This window comes from Amycolatopsis sp. SID8362 (assembly GCF_010550475.1).
Taxonomy (GTDB): domain Bacteria; phylum Actinomycetota; class Actinomycetes; order Mycobacteriales; family Pseudonocardiaceae; genus Amycolatopsis; species Amycolatopsis eburnea.
Window position 1 is genome coordinate 42,389 of the sequence record NZ_JAAGNB010001554.1, and the last position, 26,696, is coordinate 69,084.

23 protein-coding genes are annotated in these 26,696 nt (G+C 70.5%); 9 read left to right on the forward strand and 14 right to left on the reverse strand.

Features of this window, described 5'->3' with window-relative positions; translation table 11 throughout:
• Positions 1-6 precede the first annotated feature (6 nt).
• Genes G3I65_RS47730 through G3I65_RS47755 form a run of 6 tightly spaced genes read left to right on the forward strand, consistent with a single transcriptional unit; the run spans position 7 to position 6,166 of the window.
• On the forward strand, positions 7-1,491 hold the full coding sequence (locus tag G3I65_RS47730) for a CoA-acylating methylmalonate-semialdehyde dehydrogenase (protein WP_160702029.1): 1,485 nt from the start codon (positions 7-9) through the stop codon (positions 1,489-1,491).
• 14 nt (positions 1,492-1,505) lie between these two features.
• Positions 1,506-2,447 (forward strand): TIM barrel protein, encoded by a 942-nt coding sequence (locus tag G3I65_RS47735; RefSeq protein WP_160702031.1) that lies wholly within the window; start codon positions 1,506-1,508, stop codon positions 2,445-2,447.
• Between the two features lie 36 nt (positions 2,448-2,483).
• Positions 2,484-3,926: a sugar porter family MFS transporter gene (locus tag G3I65_RS47740; protein WP_160702033.1), complete on the forward strand. Its 1,443-nt coding sequence runs from the start codon at positions 2,484-2,486 to the stop codon at positions 3,924-3,926.
• 2 nt (positions 3,927-3,928) lie between these two features.
• The gene (locus G3I65_RS47745; protein WP_160702035.1) at positions 3,929-4,270 is read left to right on the forward strand and encodes a universal stress protein; all 342 of its coding nucleotides are present in this window, start codon (positions 3,929-3,931) and stop codon (positions 4,268-4,270) included.
• A gap of 16 nt (positions 4,271-4,286) precedes the next feature.
• Positions 4,287-5,303, forward strand: coding sequence for a Gfo/Idh/MocA family oxidoreductase (locus G3I65_RS47750; RefSeq protein ID WP_160702037.1), 1,017 nt, complete (start codon positions 4,287-4,289; stop codon positions 5,301-5,303).
• Positions 5,300-6,166 (forward strand): sugar phosphate isomerase/epimerase family protein, encoded by an 867-nt coding sequence (locus tag G3I65_RS47755; RefSeq protein ID WP_160702039.1) that lies wholly within the window; start codon positions 5,300-5,302, stop codon positions 6,164-6,166. The genes G3I65_RS47750 and G3I65_RS47755 overlap by 4 nt, the downstream gene beginning before the upstream one ends.
• Before the next feature lie 89 nt (positions 6,167-6,255).
• Here the strand turns inward: G3I65_RS47755 and G3I65_RS47760 are convergent, their stop codons facing one another.
• Positions 6,256-8,121, reverse strand: coding sequence for a hypothetical protein (locus G3I65_RS47760; RefSeq protein WP_160702041.1), 1,866 nt, complete (start codon positions 8,119-8,121; stop codon positions 6,256-6,258).
• 216 nt (positions 8,122-8,337) lie between these two features.
• A complete protein-coding gene (locus G3I65_RS59190) occupies positions 8,338-8,970 on the reverse strand; it encodes an amidase family protein (protein WP_375336780.1) in 633 nt (210 codons plus the stop codon).
• A 997-nt stretch (positions 8,971-9,967) separates the two neighbouring features.
• On the opposite strand from G3I65_RS59190, the gene G3I65_RS56750 reads away from it, so the two are divergent.
• On the forward strand, positions 9,968-10,744 hold the full coding sequence (locus G3I65_RS56750; protein WP_203612708.1) for an Ltp family lipoprotein: 777 nt from the start codon (positions 9,968-9,970) through the stop codon (positions 10,742-10,744).
• 33 nt (positions 10,745-10,777) lie between these two features.
• On the opposite strand, the gene G3I65_RS47780 is transcribed toward G3I65_RS56750, so the two are convergent.
• From G3I65_RS47780 to G3I65_RS47820, 9 genes are all read right to left on the reverse strand, one after another.
• A complete protein-coding gene (locus G3I65_RS47780; protein ID WP_203612709.1) occupies positions 10,778-11,677 on the reverse strand; it encodes an SDR family oxidoreductase in 900 nt (299 codons plus the stop codon).
• Between the two features lie 126 nt (positions 11,678-11,803).
• Positions 11,804-13,417, reverse strand: coding sequence for a carboxylesterase/lipase family protein (locus G3I65_RS47785; RefSeq protein ID WP_160702045.1), 1,614 nt, complete (start codon positions 13,415-13,417; stop codon positions 11,804-11,806).
• Between the two features lie 49 nt (positions 13,418-13,466).
• Positions 13,467-14,237, reverse strand: coding sequence for an IclR family transcriptional regulator (locus G3I65_RS47790; protein ID WP_160702047.1), 771 nt, complete (start codon positions 14,235-14,237; stop codon positions 13,467-13,469).
• Between the two features lie 60 nt (positions 14,238-14,297).
• Positions 14,298-15,251: an alcohol dehydrogenase catalytic domain-containing protein gene (locus G3I65_RS47795; RefSeq protein ID WP_160702049.1), complete on the reverse strand. Its 954-nt coding sequence runs from the start codon at positions 15,249-15,251 to the stop codon at positions 14,298-14,300.
• Complete coding sequence (locus G3I65_RS47800; RefSeq protein WP_160702051.1) at positions 15,248-16,102, reverse strand: alpha/beta fold hydrolase; 855 nt, start codon at positions 16,100-16,102, stop codon at positions 15,248-15,250. Before G3I65_RS47800 ends, G3I65_RS47795 begins: the two co-directional genes overlap by 4 nt.
• A gap of 106 nt (positions 16,103-16,208) precedes the next feature.
• Positions 16,209-17,075: an alpha/beta fold hydrolase gene (locus G3I65_RS47805; protein WP_160702053.1), complete on the reverse strand. Its 867-nt coding sequence runs from the start codon at positions 17,073-17,075 to the stop codon at positions 16,209-16,211.
• Positions 17,072-18,322: a M20 family metallopeptidase gene (locus tag G3I65_RS47810; RefSeq protein WP_160702055.1), complete on the reverse strand. Its 1,251-nt coding sequence runs from the start codon at positions 18,320-18,322 to the stop codon at positions 17,072-17,074. Before G3I65_RS47810 ends, G3I65_RS47805 begins: the two co-directional genes overlap by 4 nt.
• Positions 18,319-19,251 (reverse strand): catechol 1,2-dioxygenase, encoded by a 933-nt coding sequence (locus G3I65_RS47815; protein ID WP_160702057.1) that lies wholly within the window; start codon positions 19,249-19,251, stop codon positions 18,319-18,321. Before G3I65_RS47815 ends, G3I65_RS47810 begins: the two co-directional genes overlap by 4 nt.
• The gene (locus G3I65_RS47820; protein WP_160702060.1) at positions 19,251-20,474 is read right to left on the reverse strand and encodes a Rieske 2Fe-2S domain-containing protein; all 1,224 of its coding nucleotides are present in this window, start codon (positions 20,472-20,474) and stop codon (positions 19,251-19,253) included. Before G3I65_RS47820 ends, G3I65_RS47815 begins: the two co-directional genes overlap by 1 nt.
• A 198-nt stretch (positions 20,475-20,672) precedes the next feature.
• Here G3I65_RS47820 and G3I65_RS47825 point away from each other — a divergent pair, with 198 nt between their 5' ends.
• Entirely contained in the window at positions 20,673-21,650 is a 978-nt protein-coding gene (locus tag G3I65_RS47825; RefSeq protein WP_160702062.1) for an NAD(P)/FAD-dependent oxidoreductase, read from the forward strand.
• 16 nt (positions 21,651-21,666) lie between these two features.
• Entirely contained in the window at positions 21,667-22,002 is a 336-nt protein-coding gene (locus tag G3I65_RS47830) for a ferredoxin family protein (RefSeq protein WP_160702064.1), read from the forward strand.
• Positions 22,003-22,040: 38 nt separating this feature from the next.
• Here the strand turns inward: G3I65_RS47830 and G3I65_RS47835 are convergent, their stop codons facing one another.
• From G3I65_RS47835 to G3I65_RS47845, 3 genes are all read right to left on the reverse strand, one after another.
• Entirely contained in the window at positions 22,041-22,808 is a 768-nt protein-coding gene (locus G3I65_RS47835) for an enoyl-CoA hydratase/isomerase family protein (protein WP_203612710.1), read from the reverse strand.
• Between the two features lie 11 nt (positions 22,809-22,819).
• Complete coding sequence (locus tag G3I65_RS47840; RefSeq protein ID WP_166641491.1) at positions 22,820-24,931, reverse strand: CoA transferase; 2,112 nt, start codon at positions 24,929-24,931, stop codon at positions 22,820-22,822.
• Between the two features lie 73 nt (positions 24,932-25,004).
• Positions 25,005-26,528: a class I adenylate-forming enzyme family protein gene (locus tag G3I65_RS47845; RefSeq protein ID WP_160702068.1), complete on the reverse strand. Its 1,524-nt coding sequence runs from the start codon at positions 26,526-26,528 to the stop codon at positions 25,005-25,007.
• Between the last annotated feature and the right edge of the window lie 168 nt (positions 26,529-26,696).

Genomic DNA, 26,696 nt, shown 5'->3' on the forward strand with positions numbered 1-26,696 from the left:
ACCAGCGTGCAGACCATCGACCACCGGATCGGCGGCGCTCCCGCCGGGGCCGGCCGGGCCGCCCCGGTGTACGACCCGGCCACCGGACGGCAGCGGGCGGAAGTCCTGCTGGCCGGGAAGTCCGAAGTGGACACCGCCGTCGCCGCCGCGGGCAAGGCCTTCGAAACCTGGGCGAACTCGTCATTGTCCCAGCGTTCGCGGATCCTGTTCGCCTTCCGCGAGCTGCTCGTCCGGCACGAGACGGATCTGGCGAAGACTATCTCGGCCGAGCACGGCAAGGTCCTCGACGACGCCCGCGGCGAGATCGTCCGCGGCCGCGAGGTCGTCGAATACGCGTGCGGCATCGCCGACGCGCTCAAGGGCGGGTTCTCCGACCAGGTCTCGCGCGACGTCGACGTGCTCAGCTTCCGCCAGCCCCTCGGCGTGTGCGCCGGGATCACCCCGTTCAACTTCCCGGTGATGGTCCCGTTCTGGATGCACCCGATGGCCATCGCCACCGGCAACACCTTCGTGCTCAAGCCGAGCGAGCGCGTGCCTTCGGCGTCGAACCTGGTCGCCGAGCTGTACGCCGAAGCCGGCCTGCCCGACGGTGTGTTCAACGTCGTCCACGGCGACAAGACCGCCGTCGACGCGATCCTGGAGCACCCCGACATCGCCGCGGTGTCCTTCGTCGGCTCGACGCCGATCGCCAAGTACGTCCACGAGCGTGCCACCGCGACCGGCAAGCGCGTCCAGGCGCTCGGCGGCGCGAAGAACCACGCCGTGGTGCTGCCGGACGCCGACCTGGAGTTCGCCGCCAACCACCTCAACGCGGCCGCGTTCGGCTCGGCCGGGCAGCGCTGCATGGCAATCTCGGTCGCCGTCGCCGTGGGTGAAGCCGCCGACGCGCTCGTCGCGACGCTCGCCCGCAAAGCCCGCGAGGTCAAGGTCGGTCCCGGTGACGACCCGGCCAGCGAAATGGGCCCGGTCATCACCGCCGCGGCCAAGGACCGCGTCGAGAACGCCGTCGCCACCGCCGCTGAGCAGGGCGCGACCGTCGTCGTCGACGGCCGTGAACGGCGTTTCGCCGGGGACGGCTTCTTCACCGGGCCGTCGCTGGTGGACCACGTCCGCCCGTCGATGGACGTCTACCGCGAAGAGGTCTTCGGACCGCTGCTCGCGGTGGTGCGCGCCGCGACGCTCGACGAAGCGATCGCACTGATCAACGCCAACCCCTACGGCAACGGCACCGCGCTGTTCACCTCCAGCGGCGAGGCCGCCCGCCGGTTCCAGCGCGAGGTCCGCGTCGGGATGGTCGGCGTCAACGTGCCGATCCCGGTCCCGATGTCCTACTACTCCTTCGGCGGCTGGAAGGACTCCCTGATCGGCGACAGCCCGATCCACGGTCCCGAAGGCGTCCGGTTCTACACCCGCCCCAAGGTCGTCACGACCCGCTGGCCCCACGTCACCCAGTCCGTCGAAGCCGCCTTCCACTTCCCGACCTCGTCCTAGAAGGGACCCCTTCCGTGACAACGACGTCCGCGCGCACCGTCGCCGGCAACCTCTGCCTCGGCTCCGCCCCCGACTCGTGGGGGATTTGGTTCCCCGAGGACGAGCAGCAGGTGCCCTACACCCGCTTCCTCGACGAGCTGGTCACCGCCGGCTACACCTGGCTGGAGCTCGGCCCCTACGGCTACCTGCCGACCGACCCGCGCGAGCTGGCCGACGCGCTCACCGCCCGGGGGCTGCAGGTCTCCGGCGGCACCACCTTCGGCGCCCTGCACCGCCCGGAAGCCTGGGACACCATGCTCGCCGAGACCCGGCGCGTCGCCGAGCTGACCGCCGCGGCCGGGGCGCACCACCTCGTGTTCATCCCGCCGATGTACCGGGACGAGAAAACCGGCGAGTACACCGAAAGCCCGCAGCTGACCGCCGAGCAGTGGAACTCCCTCGGCGGCCGCGCGAACGAGCTGGGCAAGATCCTGCTGGAGGACTACGACGTCCGGCTGTGCCTGCACCCGCACGCCGACAGCCACATCCAGACCCAGCCCGAGATCGAGCGGTTCCTGAACGAGACCGACTCGCGTTACGCCAACCTGTGCCTCGACACCGGGCACGTGGCCTACGGCGGCGGAGACAACCTCGACCTGATCCGCCGCTTCGGCGAGCGCGTCGGGTACGTCCACATCAAGCAGATGGACGCCGACGTCCTCGCCCAGGTCACCGCCGAAAAGCTCTCCTTCGGCGAGGCCGTCAAGCGCGGCGTCTGCGTCGAGCCGCCCGCCGGCGTGCCCGACCCCGGGGCGATCGTCGACGCACTGTCCACACTGGACGCGGAACTGTTCGTCATCGTCGAGCAGGACCTCTACCCCTGTGCCGCCGAGGTGCCACTGCCGATCGCCGTGCGCACCCGCGAGTACCTGGCCGGCCGCGGCCTCTCCGGCAGCAAGCGGCCCACTTCCCGCTGAACCTCGAAGTACCACTCCTGCACCGGGAGAAACACCATGGCACACGTCCACGCAACGACGCCGACGGTTCCACTCGACACCAAAGGCCCGCACGGGCGCCGGCTCCGGCTGGTCACCATCATCGCCACCTTCGGCGGCCTGCTCTTCGGCTACGACACCGGCGTCATCAACGGCGCCCTGCCCTACATGGCCACCGACCTCGGGCTCACCCCGTTCACCGAAGGCCTGGTCACCAGCTCCCTGCTGCTCGGTGCCGCCCTCGGTGCGGTGGGCGGCGGGCGGCTGTCCGACCGGCGCGGCCGGCGCAAGAACATCCTCATGCTGGCCGTCATCTTCCTGCTCGGAACCCTGACCTGCACCTTCGCCCCGACCACCGCGGTGATGGTGCTCGGCCGGTTCGTCCTCGGGCTCGCCGTCGGCGGCGCGTCGGTCACCGTGCCGACCTACCTCGCCGAGGTCTCGCCGACCGAGCGGCGCGGCCGGCTGGTCACCCAGAACGAGCTGATGATCGTCACCGGCCAGCTGCTGGCGTTCACGTTCAACGCGATCATCGGCAACGCCTTCGGCGAGTCCGGCGGTGTCTGGCGCTGGATGCTCGTCATCGCGACGCTCCCGGCGGTCGTGCTGTGGTTCGGCATGCTGGCCATGCCGGAAAGCCCGCGCTGGCTGGCGTCCAAGGACCGCTTCGCCGACGCGCTGGCCGTCCTGAAGCAGGTCCGCTCGGCGCAGCGGGCCGAAGCCGAACTGGCGGAGGTCGAGCAGCTGGCGCTGGAGGACAAGAAGTCCCAGACCGGTGGCCTGCGCGACCTGGGCACGCCGTGGATCCGGCGGCTGGTCCTGGTCGGTGTCGGCATCGCGATCATCCAGCAGATCACCGGCGTCAACTCGATCATGTACTACGGCACGCAGATCCTGAAGGACGCCGGCTTCTCCGCCGACGGCGCGCTCACGGCGAACATCGCCAACGGCGTCATCTCGGTCGTGGCCACCTTCGTCGGCATCTACCTGCTGGGCAAGGTGAACCGGCGGCCGATGCTGATCGTCGGGCAGATCGGCACGACCACGGCGTTGCTGCTGATCGGCGTGTTCTCCCTGCTGCTGCCCGCCGGCCAGGGCCGCGCGTTCGTGGTGCTCGCGCTGACGGTCACGTTCCTGGCCTTCCAGCAGGGCGCGATCTCGCCGGTCACCTGGCTGATGCTGTCGGAGATCTTCCCGCTCAAGCTGCGCGGCCTCGGCATGGGCATCGCCGGGCTGGTGCTGTGGCTGACCAACTTCGCGATCGGCCTGACCTTCCCGGTGCTGGTCGACGCCCTGCACATCTCGAACACGTTCTTCATCTTCGTCGTCCTCGGCATCGGCGCGATCACCTTCGTGGCGAAGGCCGTCCCCGAGACGCGGGGCCGATCGCTGGAACGGCTGGAGACCGAACTGCACACGCGGTTCACCCGGGAGCCCGCCATCGCCGGAAAGGGGGCCTGACCATGGCGATCCTCGTGGCCGTCACCGATTCCGGCGAAGGCGACCTCGCGCTGGCCCGAGCGGTCGAGGAAGCCGAGCTGCGCCGCACCCCGCTGCTGGTGGCGAACCTGCGGCTGAGCCCGCTCGAAGCGCCCGCCGACGCGAAGCTCCTCGAACGCCCGCCGAACGTCGACGTCGCCGACCACGTCCTGGCGCTGCTCGACGAGCACGCCGGCGAGGTCGAGCTGCTGGTCATCGGCATGAAACGTCGTTCGCCGGTGGGCAAGGCGCTGCTGGGCAGCCTCGCCCAGCGGTTGCTGCTCGCCGCGAACGTCCCCGTCCTGGCCGTCAAGACGGCCGACTGAGAAAGGAGAACCCGCCGTGACCGTACGGGTGGGAGTGATCGGCGCCGGCATGATCGGCCAGGACCACATCCGGCGCCTGACCGAGGTGATCACCGGTGCCGAAGTCGTCGCTGTGACCGACATCGACGCCGATCGGGCCGCCGAGGTCGCGGGCCGGGCCGCTGCCCGGGCCGTCGCGACCGGCGCGGACCTGATCGGGCAGCCGGACGTCGACGCGGTTCTCGTGACGTCGTGGGGACCGACCCACGCCGAGCACGTCCTGGCCGCGATCGCCGCGGGCAAGCCGGTGTTCTGCGAGAAGCCCCTGGCCACCGAAGCGGCCGACTGCCTGCGGATCGTCGAAGCCGAACAGGCCGCGGGCCGTCGCCTGGTCCAGGTCGGGTTCATGCGGCGCTACGACAGCGGCTACCGCGAGCTCAAGTCCGTTTTGGACGCCGGCGAGATCGGTGCGCCGCTGATGGTGCACTGCGCGCACCGCAACCCGTCGGTGCCGGACTCCTACCACTCGGCGATGGCGGCTCAGGACACGGCCGTGCACGAGATCGACGTCCTGCGGTGGCTGCTCGACGACGAGATCGTCGCCGTCCAGGTGCTGGCGCCGCGCCGGACCCGGCACGCGCACGCCGAGCTGCAGGACCCGCAGATCATGCTGTTCGAGACCGCGTCCGGGATCCGGATCGACCTCGAGGTGTTCGTCAACTGCCAGTGGGGCTACGACATCCAGTGCGAGACGGTGGGGGAGACCGGGCTGGCCCGCCTCCCCGAACCCGCCCGCGCGACGGTCCGCTCCGCCGGCACGACCCGCACGGCCGTCCCGCAGGACTGGCGCGAGCGGTTCGTCACCGCGTTCGACGTCGAGTTCCAGGAGTGGGTCGACGCGATCGCCGTGGGTGAGCCGACTGGTCCGTCGGCCTGGGACGGCTACGCCGCGACCGTGATCACCGACGCCACCGTCGAAGCGCTGCGCTCGGGCCGGATCGTGGGCGTCGACATGAAGGACCGGCCCGCCTTCTACGCCGGAGGAACCCGATGAAGATCGCCCTCGACCCGTACATGCTGCGGGCAATGCCGATGACCGAGATGGTCCGCACGGTGGCGGACATCGGCTACGAGTGGATCGAGCTGTCGCCGCGCGAGGAGTTCATGCCGTTCTTCCTGCACCCGCGGGCCGACGACGAGAAGGTCGCGGAGCTGAAGAAGGTGCTGCGCGAGACTGGCGTGGGGTTGTCGAGCGTGCTGCCGCTGTACAAGTGGTCCAGCCCGGACGAAGCCGAGCGTCAGGCCGCGGTGCGGTACTGGAAGCGGATGATCGAGGTCACCGCCGAGCTGGGCTGTTCGCTGATGAACTCGGAGTTCAACGGGCGTCCGGAGCGCGCGGCGGAGAGCGAGGCCGCGTTCTGGCGCTCGCTGGAGGAGCTGCTTCCGGTGTTCGAGCGCGAAGGCATCGCGCTGAACCTCGAAGCCCACCCGGACGACTTCTGCGAGGTCAACGATCCGGCGGTGGACCTCGTCCGGGCGATCAACAAGCCGTGGGTCAACTATCTGTACTGCGCGCCGCACACGTTCCACCTCTCCGGTGACGACCCGGGTGCCGATGTCGGCCGGATGCTGCGCTACGCGGGTTCGAAGCTGGCGCACTTGCACATCGCGGATTCGTTCAACCACAAGGGATCGTCCGGGCTGCGCTACATCATGAACCCGCCCGGGACGCCCGCCCGGATCCACCAGCACCTGGACATCGGGCAGGGCGAGGTGGACTGGGACGCGTTCTTCGGCACCCTGCGCGACATCGGGTTCGACGGGGTGGCGACGGTGTGCGTCTTCGCGTGGGAGGAGCGTGCGGTCGAGTCGTCGAAGTTCATGCTCGAGCGGGTCACGAAGGAACTGTCCGGGTGACCCCGGGAACTACCCCGTTGCGCCTCGCGGCGCGATGATGCCAGCCCGATCAGCTCGACACCCCGATCAGCAGTCGCCCTCGGTAACCGCTACTTGCTGGCGAACACCAGCAACTCGGCCCCGGCTTTGACCACAGACGAGTACGCCAGGTTCAGCAGCAGTTCCAGCCGCCGGAACCGCAGCAGCTCCGCGCTCATGTCCTTCTGCTCCTCGCAAGCGCGGAGCTGCTGGTACACAGCCTCGGTGAGATGCGGCTGAACGATGATGACTTCGCGTCTGTCGGATTCGCCGAGAATCCGCAGGCACTCGATGAAGTCGTTGCGACCGGTGACCGGCTTCCCGTCGACCCAGCTGGCTTTGCCGGGCGCGGAGGCCGTCAACCGGCTGATGAGCAGTTCCTTGTCGAAGAAGAGCAGGTTCTTCGACGCCTGGGCCGCCACAGCCTCATAGGCGGACGTCGAGACGCGTCGTCCCGGAGCGTGGCTCTCGGCTCCTTTGACTTGGATGAGACGAAGAGTTCCATCCGGTCCGATGTGGAGGAAATCGGCGATCTCGCCGCTGCCGTCGTCGCAAATCAGCCATCCGTCGTTCCAGTTCCGGGCAACCCAGCGGAAGAGGGAGTCGTCGCCCTCGACGTTGATGCAGCGATGAATCTCGGTGCTGGACAACAGATCGAAGGGCTTTTCCCGGCTCACCTTGGTGCCATGGAAGTCCTTGAAGCGCCAATTCCGGAAGGGTGCCACCCGGGACTTCCGCTTGGAGATGCGCCCACCGGAGTAGACGTGGCCGGACTCGTAGTACACGGACAGCAGGTCGCTCGAGTCGATGGCGTCGAGGATCCGGCGTGCGGTGGCGGGGATGGCCGGCTCGCCGCTGAACCCGGCGCTGAGCCGGAACCCGTGCGTCGTGGGCTCGGGCCTGATGCCCAAAGTGCCGCTGGCAGTCCCGTCCAGCCCGACGTCGAGCTTGAACTTGGCGCCGGAGCCTCCCTCGACAACGCGTAGAACGGCGTTCTGCAAGAGCTCGGCCGCGCTCTGGAGCTCCTCGCCTTCGGCCACCGTGGACGGCAGCTGGTCGAGATCGGCGACGGAGACGTCGTACGCACCGCGCACTTCCGAAAGGTCGGAGACTTCCCTGGCCAGTTGCGGGAAGGCTTCGATGACGGCATCCGGGTCGGCTTCCGCCGCCTCGATGAGGTCGAAGATCTCCCCGACGGCGTGCAGGAAAAGTTCGAAGTTCTCCATGGGCTTCAGCCACAGCTGAGACGTGCTCAAGGTGGACCCGATCCGCCCGGTCAGCGCGACCAGCCCGGGCGCCCGAGGTAACTCGCAGCGTGCGGAGGACAGGGAGTAGGCGCCATCGTCGATTTCGTCGAGCGTGTCCTGCAGGCGCATGCCGACGCTCGTCTTGGCGTCGGGCCTGCGGGTCGTCCGTCCACTCGCGCCGTGGAGCCACAATCCCTTCGCCTCTCCCTGGAGGAAGGTGTACTCGAGGATCAGTGGCTTGATTCGTTCCACAGTCGAAGCGCCATTGCGATCGATCCATTTCTGGAACCGGTCAGCACCGCCGTTGTCAGGCTTCACCGCGATGAGGCCACCTCGGCGGACAACAAGGTTCAGTTCGTAGGTGGTGTTGAAGAACTCGAGGCCCTCGCCGGCCCACGCCGGTTGCGACGTGGACTCCCGAACGAAGGCGGCTACTTGGTCCATCCCGGTCGACACCAGCAGCGGGTCCGGCGCTGCCGCGTCTTCGCCGTGGGCCGGTGACTCGGCCGTCGCCACGATCCGGACGTGTTTGCGCGTCCGCGAAGACGCGTCGGTGTGGAGCTGACGCCAGACGGCGTCGTAACAGTGGTGGGGGTCCACTTGCGGCCGGCACTTGAGAACCGCCACGGACAAGTACGGGTAGAGCTCAGTCCAGGGCAGTTCCGCCAGGCCGTCTACGATCGTCGTCATCTGCTCAAACCCCGCCATCGTTCCGCGGGAAGACGAGTTCGGCCGCGGGAATCGAAGATCCGGATGATGTACGGGCAAAGTCAGCGAGCGGGACGTCGATGCAACACCGACCGGCGGACATTCACCCGAAGGGAGCAATGGCCGGATCGCGCCTCACCGTCGGGCTCCGCGCTCGCGCAGGCCGGCCCGATCGGCTGGCGCTGCAGAGCGGTGTGCTCAGCTGCGGGCAGGTCCACCCCGTGCTGTCGGCGGTCGAGCCGGAACACGGTGATGGCCGTGCGGACGACCCATTCGTGCTTCGTTCGGTGGTGGTTGCGGTCCCGGTCGGCGCTCGATGGGCATGGGATGCCGCGGTCGTTGAGCTCCGCGCGATGTCGGCGACGCTGCGTCCGGTGGCTCGTTGCCGGAGCGCCGGTCACCGCGGGAAGACGTACCCGCCGGTGACCGACGACGCGTGCCTGGCGAACACGGTTGCCGTGGTGTCGGCGCCGTGGGCCGCCACCACCTGCATGCCGACCGGCAGACCCGCCGGGGTGCGGCCGACGGCATGGTCACCGTCGGGAGGCCGAGGACGCTGAACAGCCCGCACCACCCGATCGTCGACATGTGGGGTCGCGGCACACCGTCGATCTCGACGACGCGGGTGCCGATGTCGCCGGCGTGGTCGTGGGGGAACGCCGGCATCGCCGTCACCGGGCACAGCAGCACGTCGACGTCCTCGAACCACCGCGCCCACGACCGGCGCGCCCGAGCCCGGTCTTCCGCGCGGGCCAGCCAGGCCCGGTGCGTTCGCGTCGCGGGCGGCAGCCCCTCGTCCGGGAGGTTGTACGCCACCGCCGCCAGGACCATGTCCAGGTGCAGCTCCCACAACTCGTCGAACGTCCCCGGCGGCGAAACCTGCCGGACATCCACACCGGACGACTTCACGGACTGAACGGCCGCCTTGAGGAGTTCCGCCGTCTCGCTGCCGACCGGGCACGCGGGGTCGTCCAGCCACACTGCCGCACGGAACGGACCCTTCGGTGCCGTCACCGAGCGTCCACCGAGGACCGACAGCACCAGGTCGAGGTCGTCCGCGCGCAGCCCGCGGTCGCTGTCGCCACGGGATGCGGCGGGAGGTGCCGGCGTCGAAATAGGTGGCGACGACCCGGCCGTGGCCCGCGACCAACTCGTCGGCCATGTCGCGTTGCCAGCCCTGCGACGGCACACGATCTTGATGTCGGACGGTCGACGTGCGGCCGCAGAAGGCGAACCGCAAGCCACTGCCGGGGGCGGGCCGGGTAGCGGTGGTGGTTGTCGGCTTCTTGCCGTTCATCCACTGCGCCACCAGGTCGGCCGTGCCGGCAAGTAGTGCGGCCATCTGAGGCGAGGGCGGGTGCGGTGGGATCACGCTGGACGGATGTCGCAGCCGTTGGGCCATGACGGCGCGCTCTGAGCGGTTCATCCGATGAGCGCAGTCAACGCGTCATCTAGCCCGCGGCGCTCCCGACGCACGCGTTCTCCGCAGCTCCGGAGGTGAAGGTGGGGCGTCGTCTCGCAGGCTCGCCGCCAGCCAGTGACAGTGAGCGCTCATGTCGTAACTCAGCTCGGGGCGACGTCGTCTCACCTCTTCACTTGCTCCGAACGAGTGAACTTGAAGTTTCAATTTATTACCCTAGGTAACGGTGGTGAGTCAGTCGCTCACTGCGGTCACCAGCGGAAATGATCGTGAACATCGTCGGCTGAGTCCATTTCGTGACCGAAGGCGGCTTTCGGGCACTGTTACGCGCGGGATGCGGATGTCGACGAATGCCACAGAGCGTGACGCGTTCCGTTGCGTCGCCGCTGGACTGAAAGAGGCAGCCCCGTGTCTTACGCCCCCATGCCGCCGTCGGTGCCGATGCCGGTGGCGAACCAGCCCAAGAACGGCCTCGGCACGGCCGGGTTCGTGCTCGGCCTGATCGGGTTGATCTTCGCGTTCATCCCGATCATCGGGATCGTCGCGTGGCCGCTGACGATCCTCGGGCTGATCTTCGGCATCGTCGGGACGCTGCGCGCCAACCGGGGCCAGGCGAGCAACAAGGGGCTGGCCATCACCGCCGTCGTGCTGTCGGCGATCGGGCTGGTCATCTGCGTGCTCTGGACCGCGGCCTTCGGCAAGGCGGTCAACGACGCCGCCAACGGGATGCCCGCCGCTGCCCTGACCAGCTCGGTCGCCGCGCCCGACCACATTCAGACCACCAGCCCCAACCTGAACGACGCCGCCGCTTCGGCCGCGGCCACTGCTCCGGTCGAGCCGCCGGCACCCACCACGAGCGAAGCACCCAAGTTCCCGCCGCAGGTCGAGCAGGCCCGCGCCTCCGCCCAGAACTACCTGAGCTTCACCGCGTTCTCGCGCAACGGCCTGATCCGGCAGCTGTCCTCGTCGGCCGGCGACGGGTTCCCGAAGGATGTGGCGACCCAGGCCGTCGACAGCCTGTCGGTGGACTGGAACGCGCAGGCGGTCAAGTCGGCGGAGAACTACTTGAGCTTCACGTCGTTCTCTTGCTCGGGGTTGAAGCAGCAGCTGTCATCGTCAGCGGGTGACGGCTTCACGAAGGCCCAGGCCGCCTATGGGGCTGGCCAGACTGCAGCCTGCAAGTAGATCCGCCGCAACCAACGGGAGCAGCGGATGTCCTCACCCATACGACCTGTCGCGGAATTGGCCGCCGATCGTCGCCGAGTACGGGAAGTCGAGCGTCTCGCGCCGGGAAGCGGGTAAGGCGTTCCAGCAACGCGGCCGGCGTCTCCTATGGGGGCGCGTCGCGTTGACCATCGCCTGATGCGTAGCCGGAAGTAGCGGGCGGGGTCCTCGCGGAGGCCTCAGGTAACGGCGACGACAAGTGGACCAGGTTGTCGTCCATGACCGCGTGGAAATGCAAACGGGCAAAGGAATCTGTGGTTCAGATGCTGCGGTGGGTGCTGACAGCGGCCCGGAGTTCGGCGAGCTTGGGCGCGAGGGCGGCGTCGACGGCGGGTGGATCCCGGGCGTTGAGCTCCTGCATCGTACGGCGTCGGGCAGCTGGGTGTTGATGTCGATCCGGCGCTCCTCCAGCCCGGCCACGATTTCCGCGACCACCTCGTCGACGGGCCGCAGGCCGTAGCCCAGGTCCGCGCCGGCTCGGGGCGTGGCCATCATGGGCGTGTCGACGGGGTCGAGGTAGACCGCGGCGACGTGGATGCCGCTGCTGTACAGGTCGCGCCACAGGGCTTCGCCGAAGCGTATGACTCCGGCCTTCGTGGCGGCGTACGTCGCGTAGAACGGCATGCCGACCAGGCCCGCGGCCGAGGAAATCCCGAAGAGGGCGGCGTTTCTGCGCGCCGCGCCCGCGGCGCGGAGGTGCGGTAGCGCTGCCCGGGTCGTGGGGACGGGGGCCAGCAGGTTGAGGGCGACCATGGCCCGGATGTCCGCCACGTCGATGTCCTCGAGGGGTGCCGCCCGGACGTTCCCCGCGTTGTTGATCAGGACGTCGAGGCAGCCGGGTCGACGGCGGAACGCGGTCGCCCTGCACCGATGACGACGTTCGAAGTGAAGCACTGCCAGACCATCGCGTATAACGCTCTGTTCATGGGCCCTCTATCCGTGCACTCGGGTGCCCCTGGCATCGTCCTTCGTGAACGCCGGCCGACGTGACTCGCATCTCATCGGCCGGCGTTCCTGGAACTACTGGCGTACGACGCCGACCTGCTGGGCCAGCTGCTCCGCGTTGATGTCGAGCCACTTGTAGCTGATGCTGTTCCACAGGTCGCAGTGTTGCGCGGCCGCGAACGCGGCCGAGGTCACCGTCGAGCTGCCGCCGAGCTGGAAGACCATCGCCCGCTGGTCCTTGACGCTCGGCCACTCCGCCTGCCCGGCCGTGTCCGGGGTGCCCTGGCGGACGAACGTTCCCCAGTACCGGACCATTTCGGCTGACAGCCGGAGCTTGTCACGGTCGTAGATGCTGGTCGGGGTCGGCCAGAGGTACGCCTGATCCGCTCCGTGGGAGGCGCCGACGTCGAAGGTGCCCGGGGCCGGTGGGGCCGACGGACTCCGCGCGTCGAAGCGGTACAGGAACGTCTTCGGCTGGTACTTCGCGACCTGCTGGGCCAGCTGGGCGTACTGGCAGCCGCCGAGGCCGTAGAAGACGCTCGAGTCCGTCCACACGGCACCCAGCGCGTACGCCGCCGTGTCCTGCGCGGGGTAGTTGCTCAGCGGGTACACCTTCTCGACGTCCGCGGCCCGGTTGCCGAAGAGGTATTCGAGGCTCTTCTCGTACTGGGCGGGAGTCGCGGTGGCGAAGGACCGCGCCCAGCCCCGGACCTCGTCGCGGGTGCTGCCGATCAGGAGCGGGACGCGCTCGAAGCGGCCGGTGCGCACGGCTTCGGACGGCGGGAGGGGCAGTTCCGGCACGCCGGCGGTCGGGAGCGGGCCGGTGAGGATTCCGCCGCGGAACCCGGCGCTCGAGTTCTGGATGTCGGCCGTGGACTTGGCGCGCAGGCAGCTCACCGGGGCGGTGGTGCAGCCGGCGTCGGTGGCGAACCGCGCGCCGGCCGCCTGGGACTCGGCGACGGTGTGGCTCGGGCAGCCGCCGCTCTGGATGATGGCGCCGTTGACCAGGCCGTGTGTCAAGGGCGAGGAAAGCAGGGCGCACACCGAGTGGCCGCCGGCCGAGAGCCCGGAAATGGTGACGGCTCGGTGGTCGCCGCCGAAGCGGTCGATGTTGTGGTTGGCCCAGTTCAGGGCTGCGACCTGGTCGAGCAGGCCGTAGTTGCCCGCGCCGGACTTGCTCAGGCCCGGGAAGTTCAGGAAGCCGAATGCGCCGAGGCGGTAGTTGATGGTGATGACGACGATGTTGTTCGTTTCGGCCAGGAGTGAGCCGTCGAACGCGCTGCCGGAGCCGGACGAGAACCCGCCGCCGTGGATCCACAGCAGCACCGGCAGCCGCTCGTTCGTCGCCCGCGCCGGGCGGTAGACGTTGAGGTAGAGGCAGTCTTCGGTCACCGCCGAGCCGGAGCCCTGCGGGCACTCCGGGCCGTAGCTCGTCGCGGGCCGGACGCCGGGCCACGCCGGTGCCGGCTGGGGCGGTTGCCACCGCAGGCCGCCGACCGGCGGGGCGGCGAACGGGATGCCCAGGAACGAATCCACCGCCCCGGTCGTCTTCCCTTCGACCTTGCCCGCTTCCGTCTGGACGACGAGCGAGTGCGCCGCCGGACGGCCGGCGTTCGCCGCTGCTGGAGCGGACGCCACCGTCATCGCCACCGCGATCGTGACGCCGAGCCACTTGAGTCTTTTCCGCACCGATCCTCCCGGAACTGATTGGGTGTCGGTGCAGCTTGAAGCGCCGGGCTCACCGCGTGACCGCCGCGGTTCGGCCACCGGACCGCAGGGCGCTGACCGTTTTGGTGATCCGGTGCCCCACCATCGTGAGCAGCCCGGCGTACTTGCCGACGTCGGCGCGGTACAGCGGCGCCGTGATGGACAGCGCGCCGGTCGTCAGGCCGGTCGCGCCGGTCAGCGGGATGGCCACGCTCACGAAACCGACGCGGGTCTGCTCGTACTCGACCGCGTAGCCGTTCGCGCGGGCGCGGGCGAGTTCGTTGAGCAGCAGGCCGGGAGCGTTGACCGTGTGCGGCGTGACCCGCTCGAGCGGCGACGCGGTGACCTCGTCGACGAGCGCGCCGGGCCCGAAGGCGAGCAGGACCTTGCCGGTGGCGGTGCAGTGCATCGGCATCCGGCCGGCCACCCGGGACGGCTTGGTCACCTGGCTGTGGCCGGACACCTTCTCCAGGTAGAGGACTTCGCGTCCGTCGGGGACGGCGAGGTGGATCGTCTCGTTGGTGGCCTGGTAGAGGTCCTCCATGTACGGCCGGGCCGCGTCGCGCAGGATGCGCTGGCGGGGGACCCGCTGGCCGATCTCGAACAGGCGGATGCCGAGCCAGTAGTCGCTGCCGCGCCGCTCCAGCACGCCCCAGGTCAGCAGCTCCTGCGCGAGGCGGTGCACCGACGCCTTCGCGACGCCGGAGCGGCGGGCCAGCTCGGTGAGGCTGAGGTGCTCGTCGTCGGGGCCGAAGGCTTCGAGGATGAGCTGGACCTTGCCGAGGACGCTGTTCGCTTCCATGGGTCCAGGTTCGGTCAGCGGAACCGGTCCGGCCAACGGACCGGTCCGCTGACCGAACCGCTAGGGGACGAGCACCGCGCGGCCGCGCACCCGGCCGGCCCGCAGGTCTTCCAGGGCGAGCGCCGCGTCGGCGAACTCGTACTTCTGCACGGCCACTTCGAGTTCTCCCGCGGCGAGCCGCTTGACGAGGTCGCCGGCGATCTCGCGGGCCCGGCGTTCCTGCCGGATCATGTTGACCGGCAGCAGCGCTACGTCGTCGAGGAGCCAGGACGGCAGGTCGACGCGGACCTCGGTGCCGGTCACGTAGCCGATCACCGCCGCGCGCCCGCCCGGGCGCACCCAGCGGGTCCGGGCCACCAGGCCGTCGCCGCCGAGCGTGTCGACCAGCAGGGACGCGGGGCGGTCCGTGGCGAGCCGGTCGATGTCGTCGGTGGATTCGAGGCAGACGCCGGTGACGCCGCTGGGCACGTCGGCGAGCTGGTCCGCGCGGCCGACGATCCCGGTCACCTTCGCCCCGGCGAGCACGGCCTGCTGGGCGACCATGGACCCGACCGCGCCCGCGGCGCCGACGACGATCACCTGCTCGTCCTCGCTGAGCCGGGCAACGTCGTGCAGGACCACGAACGCGGTCGTCGCCGGCACGTAGAACGTCGCCGCGACCTCGGGTGGCAGCGGGGCGTCCAGCTTGTTCGCGGCCTTGGCCGGCACGCTCAGCCGCTCGGTCCAGGTGCCGTCACGCAAGAGCCCGAGCCCGGCGCCGCGCAGCATCACCTGATCACCCGGTTGGAGTCCGGAGTCCACATCGGACTCTACGACGACGCCCGCGCCCTCGACGCCACCGGCGTAGGGCAGCGGCGGTTTCAGGTTGAAGGTGCCGCTCGCGACGGTGACGTCCAGGTGAGCCACCGCCGCGGCTTGGACCTCGACCAGCACCTCGCCCTCGCCGCGCGTCGGCTCGGGGACCTCGTCGACGACCGGGGCCGAGCCCCAGGTGTGGAACCGCGCGGCCCTCACGCGGCGGCCTTGCGGATGAACTCGACGCTCAGCGGGTTGTAGCGGGCGGCCTGCTCGTGCTGCGGCCAGTGCCCGCACTCCTCGAACAGCTCCAGCTGCGAACCGGGGATGTTCTCGTGCATCTTCGTGGCCTCCGGCACCTCGCCGAACGGGTTCTGGCGGCCCCACACGATGAGCGTCGGCTGCGTGATGCGGGCCAGCTGCTCCGGACGCAACAGGTTGCGCTGTCGCCGTTCCATCTGCTGCAGCGAAAGCAGATTGTCCACATTGGCCACGAACTCCGGCGTGTGGTAGATCGCGTGTCGAACCTCGACGAGTTCTTCGGTAGCGTTCTCTTCGCTCGCCATGAGCAGTCGCAAGCGTTTGCGGGTCAGCTCGACGTCGTCGGTGGCGACGGCGTTCTTCGTGCTGGTGCGGATTCGCTCCATGACCTCGGGGTTGGCGACGGTTCCGCCGGCGCACAGCAGCTGCAGGCTCAGCACCCGCTCGGGGTGGTCGACGGCGGCCCGTGCGCCGACCCAGCCGCCGAGGGACTCGCCGACGATGTGCGCGGCGCGGATCCCGACGGCGTCGAAGTAGTCCAGGAGATGCTTGACGTAGTCGGCGATTTCGTAGGGCTGGGCGGGCTTGCCGGTGTAGCCGTGGCCGAGCATGTCGATCGCGTGGACGTCGAATTCGCTGTGCGCCACGATGTTGCGCGCGAAAGCCTCGAGGTGCCCGCTGGTGCCGTGCAGGAACACGACGGCTTCGGCGTCCGGGTTCCCGGCCCGCAGCGTCCGGGTGGGAACGCCGGCCGCGTCGACGTACTCGACGCGGTGCGCGATCGGGGAGAGTTCGGTCCAGATGCTCACGCGTGCTCCTTGGTGTTGATGCGGTGGACTTGGGTGTTGCTGTAGGCCGCGAGCTTGCGCAGGGCGGCGAGCGTCGCGGCCGTGAGAGTCATGGCGAGCAGGACCTTCATGCCGGAACTCCTTGCGGGACCAGGGACCGGAAGAACCCGTCGACCACCGCGTGGTAGGCGTGCGGGCGTTCTTCCTGCAGGTGGTGGGAAACGTGGTCCATGACGTGCAGGTTGCCGTTCGGCACCATGCGCGCCAGCATCAGCGGGTAGTCGGGGGTGAGGAACGCGTCCTGCATGCCCCAGATGAACAGCGTGGGCGCCTGGATTCGGCCCAGCTCGCCGGTCAAATCCTGCCAGTCGCCGCGCGGGGAGTCCGACATCGCGGCCAGCTCGCGCTCGCCCGGGTCGAGGCTCTGCTCGTAACGCAGGTCGAGGGTCTCTTCGGGCAGCTGATCGCCGTCGTACCACTCGAGGCTGGTGATCAGCCGACGCATCTTCTCGCGCGTCGGGCCTTCGCCGCCGTAGTAGGCGTCGCGGGCGTTGCGACCGCGGCGGCCGCCTTCGGGCAGCGGGGCGAGGGGCCCGTAGAAGACCGGCATGCTGCCGGTGACGACCAGCGAGCGCACCCGGTCCGGGTACTTCGCCGCCAGGTTGAGGGCGATGGTGCCGCCCCAGGAGTTGCAGACGAAGTCGGCGCGCTCGACGCCCAGCGTGTCCAGGAGGGCGACGGTCTTGGCCGCGTGGTGGTCCCACATCGGGCCGGTGATCGGCGTCTTGGCCGAGCGGCCGTACTGGTGGATGTCCACGAGCAGGCACCGCCGGTCTTCGGCGAACAGCGGCGCCACCGGCCCGAAGTCGCTCCACCCGGTGCAGCCGGGGCCGCCGCCGTGCAGGAACACGGTGTCCGGGCCGGAGCCGAGGTCGTGGTAGTGGTAGGTGACACCGCCGCCGTCGGCGTAGTGGCTCTCGGGGGGTGGGGTCATGCTGCTTCCTTCCCGGTGGTGGAGAGGGTGGTGCGGGCGAGCACCTCGCACAGGCGGCGCATCGCGCGGACGTCGACGGTGTTCATCCCGCGGCTGAAGTCCTCGGAGGTCGCCTTCGGCATGCCGGTCCGGACGGTCGGGATGCCGCGGGCGCGCAGGATGTTCGCGTCCGTGGCCCCGCTGTTGTCCGGCACCGGTTCGTGGGGACGGCCGGAAGTGGCTTCCCACGCCTCGATCGCGGTCCGCACGATCGGCGAGTCGGGGGGAGTGCTGGTGCCGGGGATGGCGAGAACCATTTCGAGCTCTACGTCGAACCGGTCCAGGAACGCGGCCAGCTCCCGCTTGACGGACAACGGCGTCGTGCCCGGGGCGATCCGCACGTCCAGGCGGATCCGGCAGGCCGCCGGGGTGACGGCCAGCATCCGTTCCCAGCCGCCGGCGATCGATCCGATGACGCCTTGCGGAGCCGCGGTGGCCGTGCGGTGACGGGCCGGGTAGTCGGCGAGCCAGCGTTCCAGGCGCGTCACGACGTCGGCGGCGGTGACGATCGGGTTGCGGTAGGGCAGCCGGTGGCGGCTGCCGGCGTAGGTGTGGATGCCGGGCACGGTGATCTCGAACCAGCACAGCCCGACCTCGTCATGGGCGACGAAATCCCCGGGCTTCGCGATCACCGCGTAATCGGTGTGCCAGCCGCGTTCGAGCAGGAACGAGCAGCCCACGCCCTGCCCGGTGTTGGCCCGGGCGGGGTAGCCCGGCGCCTCCACGGCGTTGGTCGGCATCCCGCCCGCGCCGAACGCCACGACGACGTCCCCCGCCAGCTCGGGCCGGACCGCACCCAGAGCCTCGGCGAGCACGAGGATGCATGCCGCGTGACCCTTGGGGTTACTCGCTCCGAGACCGGTGACGAAGGGACCTTCGTCGCGGGGCTCGGGTTGCATGTCCGGCCGCAGCTCCGGCCCGATCCAGGGAACGTCCAATTCGGGCTGTCCGGTGGTGAGGGTGTCGATCGGGGCGTACAGCATCAGATCCTCGCCGCCGGAGCCGCGGAGCCGGCCGACGGCGTTGGCCTGGAACTCGTCGATGTGCTGGGCCTCGGCCGTGAACCCGGCCGCCGACAGCCGCGTGGCGAGCAGCCGGGCCAGGGGGGCTTCGCGGCCGGTCGGGCTCGGGATCGCCGTCACCGCACGGGCTGCCTCGCGGAGCCGGTCTTCGGTGATCCAGTCGAGGACCGCGTCGAGGGCCGTCATGGCCGGATCACCGCGACGCCCATCCCGGTCAGCCACTCCGGCATGGGTGAGTAGGCCAGCGCGCGGCCCGGCTGGAAACCCAGGGCGGCGGCCATGACGAGCCAGGTGCGCAGCTCCTGACCACCGTTGCCAGCCGCCTTGCCGATCTCCTCGGTCGTCCATGACGTGTACTTCTCGAGTTCGCCGCGTTCGAGGTCGGCCAGGAAGGCCTCGTCGAACTCGGGGAACAGCACCGGGCGGGCCGCGGTGATGATCTCGCGACGGCGTCCGTCGTAGCTCTCCCAGTCGCCACGGCCGTTGAGCCACGCCTCCACCAGGAACTCCTCGTCCTCGCCCTCGGGAGCGCGCCAGTCGTCGGGCCAGGGCAGCTGATGTGACAGGCCGCCGGACGCGATCACGACCACCCGCAGGTCCTCGGGCAGGGCCGCGATGGCCAAAGCGAGGTTGCGGCCCAGCTCGGCGCAGCGGTCGGGGCGGGGCAGCGGCGCCGCGAAGACGTTGACCACCAACGGAACCACCGGAACGGCGATGTCGTCGAGCAGGTATTGGATCGCGTGGGTCTGGCCGTGGTCGATCTGCAGCCGCGCCGAGATCGCCACCTCCGTGCCGCGCTCGACGAGGTCCTCGGCGATCCGCTGGGCGAACTCCGGGGCCGTCTTCTGCGGCCCCGACGGCGTCTTCGCCTCGCCCGAACCGATGACTTCGCCGACGCCGAGGGTGAACGGCGGGATCATGTCCAGCCAGAACCCGCGGAAGTGGTTGGATCCCACGATGATCGCGAGATCCGGCTCGGCCGCGGCGATCTCGTCGCGTGCTTCGCGCAGTGCGTCGCGGAAGCGTTCCGCCCGGTCGGTGTGGACGACCTGGTCCCAGTGGGTGTTCATCAACGTCGAGTGGGACGCCCCGACGCCGAGCACCACGCGCGCCATCAGTCCGACTCCGGGACCGGGACGGTGACGCCCTGCCCGGCCAGCCGGTCGACCCGCTCCTCGCAGGTGTCCTCGGCGAGCTTGCGCCACTTGAGCAGCGAGTCGTCCGGCCGGTACAGCTTCTCGGGCGGCGCGTCGGTCACCTCGACCATCCACTTGTCCTGCCCGGAGAACTGGCCGTGGAACAGCCACCGGACGAACCCGAGGTACTTGGCGTAGAACGGCAACGCCTTCAGCCCGCGCTGGAAGCTCGCCAGCACGCCGACGTAGAGGTGGTTGTCCGCGTCGACCGGGACGTAGAACTCGTAGTGGATGAACGTCGGGTAGACGATCCGCAGCACGCCCGGCATGCTCACCGACGCGAAGCCGGGGAACTCCTGCGCCGCGATCACCGGGTTGGTTTCGCGGTGCGTGCTGGTGTTGCCGACGTTGCCGACCTCCTTCGGCGGCCGCAGCTTGAACCACGCCTGGTTGTCCCACCTGCCGAGGCCGGGGAAGTCGGCCGTCCAGTACTGCTTGTCCTGGACGCGGAAGATCCACCGGCCGCGCTGGACGATCCGGGTCTCGTTCCACACCGGCATCGCCTTGAACAGCCGCCACAACGCCGTGCGGTGCAGGTACTTCGCGTGGCCCTCGTCGTAGCCGTTCTCGCAGGCGAAGCGCCAGTTGCCTTCGCGGGGCTGGATGCGCGACCCGACGATGGCCTCGTTGTGCACCAGTTCCTCGGGCAGCTGCTCGTCGATCGGCGGCGCTTCCTCGCCGTCGCCGACGAACACCCACACCATGCCGAGCCGCTCCTCGACCGCGTACGTGGGCTGCTTGACCTTGCCGCAGATCGGTGAGGCGGGGCCGTCGGTGATGGCGGCCTTGAGGTCGCCGGACTTCAGGTCGAACGTCCAGCCGTGGTACGGGCACGAGATCGTGCCCGGGAACTGCTGGTTGCCCTCCGACAGCGGCACGCCGCGGTGCGGGCAGCGGTCCTTCAGCGCGTACACCCTGCCGCCGTCGCGCACCAGCACGATCTTCTGGCCCAGAAGGGTGATCTGCCGGGGCTTGCCGGTGAACCGCGACGAATACCCCACCGGGTACCAGTAGCCGCGGAACCCGGCCGCCGCGGCCTGGTAGTGCGGCCAGCTCGACCAGTCCTGCCGGCCCGGGAGCCTCGCCGGTCGCCGGCTCCGCCGGGCCGGGGTGGTGGCCGTCTCCCCGTTCTGCACGCTCATGACCGCTCCAAGTTCGTTGTGCCGAAGCCGACGCGAGTCCACCACCACTCGACCGGTCGGCCAACGCCTCCGGTCCGCTCACCGAACCCGGACCGAAAACCGGGACGTGGTCCGCTCACCGGTCCACGATCCAGGCCCGCCGCGGCGCGCCCACCTACTGTCCGGCTCTGTCCACTCTCGACACTTCACGGAGGACCCATGTCCCTCGACACCGACATCCTCCTGGTCGGCGCCGGACCGACCGGGCTCTACGGCGCCTACTGCGCGGGCTTCCGCGGGCTGCGCACGGTCGTGGTCGACGGGCTGCCCCAGCCGGGCGGGCAGATCGCCGCCCTGTACCCGGAGAAGGAGATCCTCGACGTCGCCGGGCTGCCGCGCGTGCGGGGCCGCGACTTCGTAGCCGCCCTGCTCGACCAGGCCGGCCAATACAACCCCGAATACCTGCTGGGCCGCCAAGCCGTGGCGCTCGGCCGCGCCGAGGACGGCCGCCCCGAAGTGACCCTGTCCGACGGCTCGGTCATCCGAGCCGGGGCGGTGATCCTGACGGCCGGGATCGGCACGTTCACCCCGCGCAAGCTGCCCGCCGGCGAGGACTACCTCGGCCGGGGCCTGAGCTACTTCGTCACCGATCCCGACGCGCACACCGGCCAGAACGTGCTGGTCGTGGGCGGTGGCGACAGCGCGGTCGACTGGGCCCTGGCCCTGGAGCCGATCGCGAAGTCCGTCACCCTCGTGCACCGGCGCTCGGCGTTCCGCGCACACGCGGCCAGCGTCACGGCCGTCTCCGAGGGCGCCACGCGGATTGTCACCGACGCCGAAGTGGAAGCGCTTAGCGGTGAGGAGACGCTGCGGCTGGCCCACGTCCGCGTCCGCGGTGAAGAACGGCCACGACTGTTCGAAGTGGACAGTGTGATCGCCGCACTCGGGTTCGTGAGCAACCTCGGGCCCCTGACCGGCTGGGGGCTGCAGCTGCGCGGCCGGTCGATCCTCGTCGACTCGCGGATGCGCACCAGCCTCGACCGCGTCTACGCCGCCGGGGACGTCACCGAGTACGAGGGCAAGGTCCGCCTGATGTCCGTCGGCTTCGGCGAAGTCGCGACGGCGGTCAACAACGCCGCGGTCGCCCTCGACTCCGAGCTGACCCTCTTTCCCGGCCACTCGACCGAGAACTCCTGACCCCGGAAGGAAACCCATGGCCTACGTCATCGGCGCCAACTGCATCGACGTCACCGACCGCGCCTGCCTGGACGTCTGCCCCGTCGACTGCATCTACGTCGGCGAGCGCAAGAGCTACATCAACACCAACGAATGCATCGAATGCGGCGCATGCGAACCGGAATGCCCGGTGGACGCCATCTTCGTCGACCGCAAGGCCCGCGGCGACGAGAGCAAGACGGTGTTCGTCACCGACTCCATCGCGTTCTTCGAGCAGCCCCTGCCCGGCCGGGACGCTCCCCTCGGCGACCCCGGCGGCGCGGGCACGATCGGCGACCTCGGCGTGGACACCCCGATGGTCGCGCAGTACTGATGAAAAGAGGCGGCGCCGGTGATGGCGCCGCCCCTTTTTCAGTGTCCGATGAACCGCGGCGGGCGCTTGTCCAGGAACGCCTGGAGGCCTTCCGCGGCGTCCTCAGTCCGGGTCAGTTCCGCGACACCCTTCTCCTCCCGCAGCAGCGCGTCCTCGATCGGCAGACCGTAGCCCTCGTCGACGACCTGCTTGAGGATCCCGATCGCCGCGGTCGGCTTGGCCGCGAGCAGCTGGGCCTCTTCGGCGACCGCCGCTTCGAACAGCCCGGGGTCGACCACGCGGTCCACCAGGCCGAACTCCAGGGCCTGCTGGGCGGACAGCCGGGTGCCGTCGATCATCAGCCGCTTGGCCCGATGCGGCCCGACGAGCCGGGGGAGCCGCTGGCTGCCCCCGGCGCCGGGGAACAGCCCGAGCGCGATCTCCGGGAACCCGAAGCTCGCCGTGGCCGAAAGGATCCGCAGGTCGCAAGCCAGCGACAGCTCCGCGCCGCCGCCGAGGGCGTGGCCGTTCATGGCGGCGATCACCGGCTTCGGAGCCCGCTCCAAGAGCCGCTGGACGTCGATCCAGCCGCGCATCTCGGCCTGGTTGGCGTCGGACAGATCCCGCATGACGGCGATGTCCGCCCCGGCGATGAAGAACTTCCCGGTACCGGTGATGACCAGGCACCGCACGTCCGGGTCCTCGGCCAGCGGCGGCAGCACCTCCAGGAACTCCGCGATCAGGGCCGGGTTCACGGCGTTGGCCGGCGGCCGGTCGATCCGGATCGTCGCGACCCCGGCGTCCCGGGTGATGGTCAGGACCGGCATGCGTGTTCCTCTCATTCGGTGATCCCGGCGGCGCGCAGGGCCGCCAGACGGTCGTCGTCGAAACCCAGCAGCTCGCGCAGGACCGGTTCGGTGTGCTGGCCGAGCAGGGGAGCGGGCGAGGTGAGCGCACCCGGCGTCGCCGTGAGCCGGGCGACGATGCCTTCGTGCAACACCGCTCCGGCGATCGGGTGGTCGAGGCGCACGTAGAAGCCGCGTTCGGCCAGGTGCTCGTCCTGGACGAGGTCGCGGCCGGTCGCCACCACGGCCGCGGCGACACCGGCGGCCTGCAGCCGGGCGGCGAGTTCGCCGGCGTCCTGAGTCCGGGTCCACGCGGCGAGAGCGGCGTCGTCCTCGGACAACCCCGCCAAGTTCCGCAGCGCGGCCCGTTGCGCCTCGTTCTGCGCGGTGATGGCAACCCACCGGTCGTCGCCGGCTGCCGGGTAGACGCCGTGCGGGACGGCGACTCCGGCGTCGAGCACGGCCGGGCCCATCGTCGCGGCCATCGCCTCCAGCTGCGAGAGGTCGACGTGGCCGCTTTCGCCGCGGATCAGCAGGTCGAGAGCCCCCAGCACGGCCGCGTTGGCGGCGACCATGTCACCGAGCCCGAACACCAGCCCCTGCGGTGGCTCGCCCGTCTCGGCGGACAGCCCGGACATCGCGGCGAGCGTGTCGGCGAACGTGACGGCCTTCCGCCACGGCCCGGTGTGCCCGACGCCGGACATCGACACCAGAATCGCCCGCGGGTTGATCGCCCGTAGCGACGCGTAGTCCAGGCCCCACTTCGCCAGCACGCCGGGACTGAAGTTCTCGACGACGACGTCGCAGTGCGCGGCCAGCTCCCGCAGGACCGCCTGGCCCTCGGACGTGCGCAGGTTGAGCGCGAGGCTGCGCTTGCCGCGGTTGAAGTTGAGGAAGTACCCCGAGTCGTCCGGCCCGGCGTCCGGCCGCAGCCGCATGGACGTCGAGAACCGCGTGGGGTCGTGCCGGTGTTTCGACTCGACCTTGATCACGTCGGCGCCGTGCTCGGCGAGGATCTTGGTCGCGTACGGCCCGGCCAGCACCCAGGTCAGGTCGAGCACCCGGACGCCGTCGAGCGAGCGGCTCTTCGCCGGTCGCCGTTCGGCTCGGCTGCTGGTCCAGCGGCCTTCGGTGAGCGGGGACAGCGTCACCGGCCGTGGCAGGCCAGGCGCGTCCCAGGGGAAGCCGGCGTCCTCGGTGCCGTCGACCGAGACGAAGAACTGCCGGTCGCGCAGCTGCGGGTTGCGGGTCAGCTCGACCGGAGGTGTCACCTCGGCCCAGGGCAGGGCGCGGTTACGGCCCTGCTCGGCGACCTCCGCCGCGGTGCGCTTGGCGACGAACCGCGCGATCACGTCGTCGACGTGCGGACGTTCGGCCCAGCGCACCGCCTGGTCGCCGAACCGCTCGTCCAGCAGGTCACCGGCCTCGCCTTCCTCGGCGAGCCAGTCGCGGAGGCCGGTCCACATGCGCTCGCTGCCGGAGTAGCCGCCCGCGACGTACCCGTCGACGGCCTTGAAGATCCGGTGCGCGACGTGCTCGTAGACGCCGCCGTTGCGGACCGGGAACTTGCCCGCGTGGATCCACGAGATCGCGGCCGTCTCCAAGGTCGCGGCGACCGCCTCTTGGGCCGAAACGTCGATCAACTGCCCGGCCCCGGCTAGGACACCGAGCAGGGCGGCGATCGCGCCGTGCGCCCCGGCCAGCTGGCAGGCCTGCTCGCGCGGGGGTGGCTTGGGCGGGCCGTCCGGCTTCCCGCCGAGCCAGGTCATCCCGCCGGCGGAGGCGAGCACGAGGTCGCCGCCGAGCCAGTCGCGGCGCGGGCCGGTCAGCCCGAACGGCGTCACGACCACGTGGACGGCGTGCGGCCACCGGGACGTCCCGTCGGCGTGCAGGCCGCGGAGTTTCGCCACCGGACCGCTCTCCAGGACGACGTCGGCTTCCTGGGCCAGTTCGTCGATATTCGTGGCCAGTTTCTTCCCGGCGTGCCAGTGGATCCGCTCGGGGCCGGTCAGGTCGTCGTCGACGCGCACGACGTCTGCGCCAAGCCCGACCAGCAGCCGGGCGCCCTGCCGGGCCAGTTCGTCGGTGAGGTCGAGTACGCGCAACGGGGCCCTCCTGCGGAACGGGGATGTCGTGGCGACCGTAGGCAGCAGGGCCGTGGGGGCGGTCCGTCTCGGTTCACTGGGCGGACCGGGCGTCCCACACGGACTCGTCCACAGTGGACGGAAGCAGCGCCTTGACGACCTTGCCGCTGCCGTTGCGCGGCAGTTCGCGGGCGATGCGCACGTACCGCGGCTGGGCGTGCCGCGGCAGCCGCGTGCGGCACCAGTCCCGGACCGCGGGCCCGTCGAGGGCGCGGTCGGTGGCCAGGACGACGAGCAGCTCCTGCTCGGTGAGGTCCGACTCGACCCCGACCGCTGCCGCGTCGACCACGCCGGGCAGTGCCCGCAGCACCTGCTCGACGTCCCAGGTCGCGATGTTCTCCCCGCGCCGCCGGACGACGTCGCCGCGCCGGCCGGCGAAGACCAGGTAGCCGTCGGCGTCGAGGCGGCCGCGGTCGCCGGTGCGGAACCAGCCGTCCCGCAGCACCGCGGCGGTGGCACCGGGGTCACCGGCGTAACCGCGGAACCGGATGTCCGGCAGCTTGGCCCGGACGGCGATCTGCCCGGTTTCGCCGTGGGGCAGCGGCTGCCCGGTTTCGTCGAGGATCGCGACTTCGTACTCGGGGACCACGCGGCCGGCCGTGCCCGGGCGCCAGTCATCCGGGGTGTTCGCGGCGACGTCGCCGAGTTCGGTGCTGGCGTACGCCTCGAGGGCTTTCACGCCGAAGCGGTCGAGGAACCGGGCCGCGAGTTCGGCGGGTGCCGGGGCGCCGTAGGCCAGGCGGACGGCGTGGTCGTGGTCGGTGCCCCGGCGGTCCAGGATGGCCAGCATCGCGCCCATGAAGTTGAACGCCGTGACGCCTTCGGCGCGGCAGATCTCCCAGAACCGGGAAGCGGAGAACCGGCGGTGGGCGACCAGCCGCGCGCCGGTCAGCAGGGCGGGCAGAAGAGCGGTGTGCCGGACGTTGACGTGGTTCCACGGGAAGACGTTGAGCAGCACGTCGCCGGGGCCGTACCCCATGGTCGCCGCCACACGCCGCGCGTGCCGGATGGCGGCGAAGTGGGGGAGTTCGGCGGCCTTGGCCCGGCCCGTGGTGCCCGAAGTGGACAGTACGACGAGCGCGTCCCCCGGCTGCGGCCGGTGTTCCCGTCGGCTGGCGGTGGGCAGTTCGTCGAGGAACGGGTGCCCTGACGGCGCCGGGTCGTCCTCGCGGATCAGGACGACCCGCTCGGCCAGGTTCAGCAGGCCGGGGTTCGCGGCGAGCGCGGATGTGCCGGCGACCAGCAGCTCGGCGCCTGTGGAGCGCCGGATCGACTGGGCGGCCGGGAGTGTGACGTCGAGGGCCAGCGGTACCTCCACGGCCCCCTGCCGGGCGAGGCCGAACAGCAGCTCGACGGCGGCGCGGCCGGGGCGGACGCAGGTCAGCACCCGGGTGCCGGGCGCGACGCGCAGCCGGGCGGCGAGGGTGCGGGAGCCGTCGTCGACGTCGCCGATCCGCAGGCGCGTGCCGTCGTCGAAGCGGACCAGCTCGCGGTCCGGGTCCTGCCGGGCCCGGGCGTTCAGCAGGTCGACCAGGGTGCTCGCCCGAAATTCGCTCACCCGGGTGATCGTCGGACCGGCTCGGGAACAGCCCAAGCGGGCGGACCGCTGAGCGGACCGATCAGCCGGCCGCGCGCTGCGGCGCTCCTCGCGCGATCGCGGCCCAACCAGACCAGCTGGCTGCCCGCTTCGGCGCTCGCGCGCGGCTCGACCAGGTCAGCCGGCAGC

Excerpts from the sequence above, each read along its gene's own strand:
- G3I65_RS47740 (WP_160702033.1), top strand. The coding sequence starts at position 2,484 with ATGGCACACGTCCACGCAACGACGCCGACGGTTCCACTCGACACCAAA.
- G3I65_RS47745 (WP_160702035.1), top strand. The coding sequence starts at position 3,929 with ATGGCGATCCTCGTGGCCGTCACCGATTCCGGCGAAGGCGACCTCGCG.
- G3I65_RS47755 (WP_160702039.1), top strand. The coding sequence starts at position 5,300 with ATGAAGATCGCCCTCGACCCGTACATGCTGCGGGCAATGCCGATGACC.
- G3I65_RS47760 (WP_160702041.1), bottom strand. The coding sequence starts at position 8,121 with ATGACGACGATCGTAGACGGCCTGGCGGAACTGCCCTGGACTGAGCTC.
- G3I65_RS59190 (WP_375336780.1), bottom strand. The coding sequence starts at position 8,970 with ATGGTCCTGGCGGCGGTGGCGTACAACCTCCCGGACGAGGGGCTGCCG.
- G3I65_RS47790 (WP_160702047.1), bottom strand. The coding sequence starts at position 14,237 with ATGGAAGCGAACAGCGTCCTCGGCAAGGTCCAGCTCATCCTCGAAGCC.
- G3I65_RS47805 (WP_160702053.1), bottom strand. The coding sequence starts at position 17,075 with ATGACCCCACCCCCCGAGAGCCACTACGCCGACGGCGGCGGTGTCACC.
- G3I65_RS47810 (WP_160702055.1), bottom strand. The coding sequence starts at position 18,322 with ATGACGGCCCTCGACGCGGTCCTCGACTGGATCACCGAAGACCGGCTC.
- G3I65_RS47815 (WP_160702057.1), bottom strand. The coding sequence starts at position 19,251 with ATGGCGCGCGTGGTGCTCGGCGTCGGGGCGTCCCACTCGACGTTGATG.
- G3I65_RS47820 (WP_160702060.1), bottom strand. The coding sequence starts at position 20,474 with ATGAGCGTGCAGAACGGGGAGACGGCCACCACCCCGGCCCGGCGGAGC.
- G3I65_RS47825 (WP_160702062.1), top strand. The coding sequence starts at position 20,673 with ATGTCCCTCGACACCGACATCCTCCTGGTCGGCGCCGGACCGACCGGG.
- G3I65_RS47830 (WP_160702064.1), top strand. The coding sequence starts at position 21,667 with ATGGCCTACGTCATCGGCGCCAACTGCATCGACGTCACCGACCGCGCC.
- G3I65_RS47835 (WP_203612710.1), bottom strand. The coding sequence starts at position 22,808 with ATGCCGGTCCTGACCATCACCCGGGACGCCGGGGTCGCGACGATCCGG.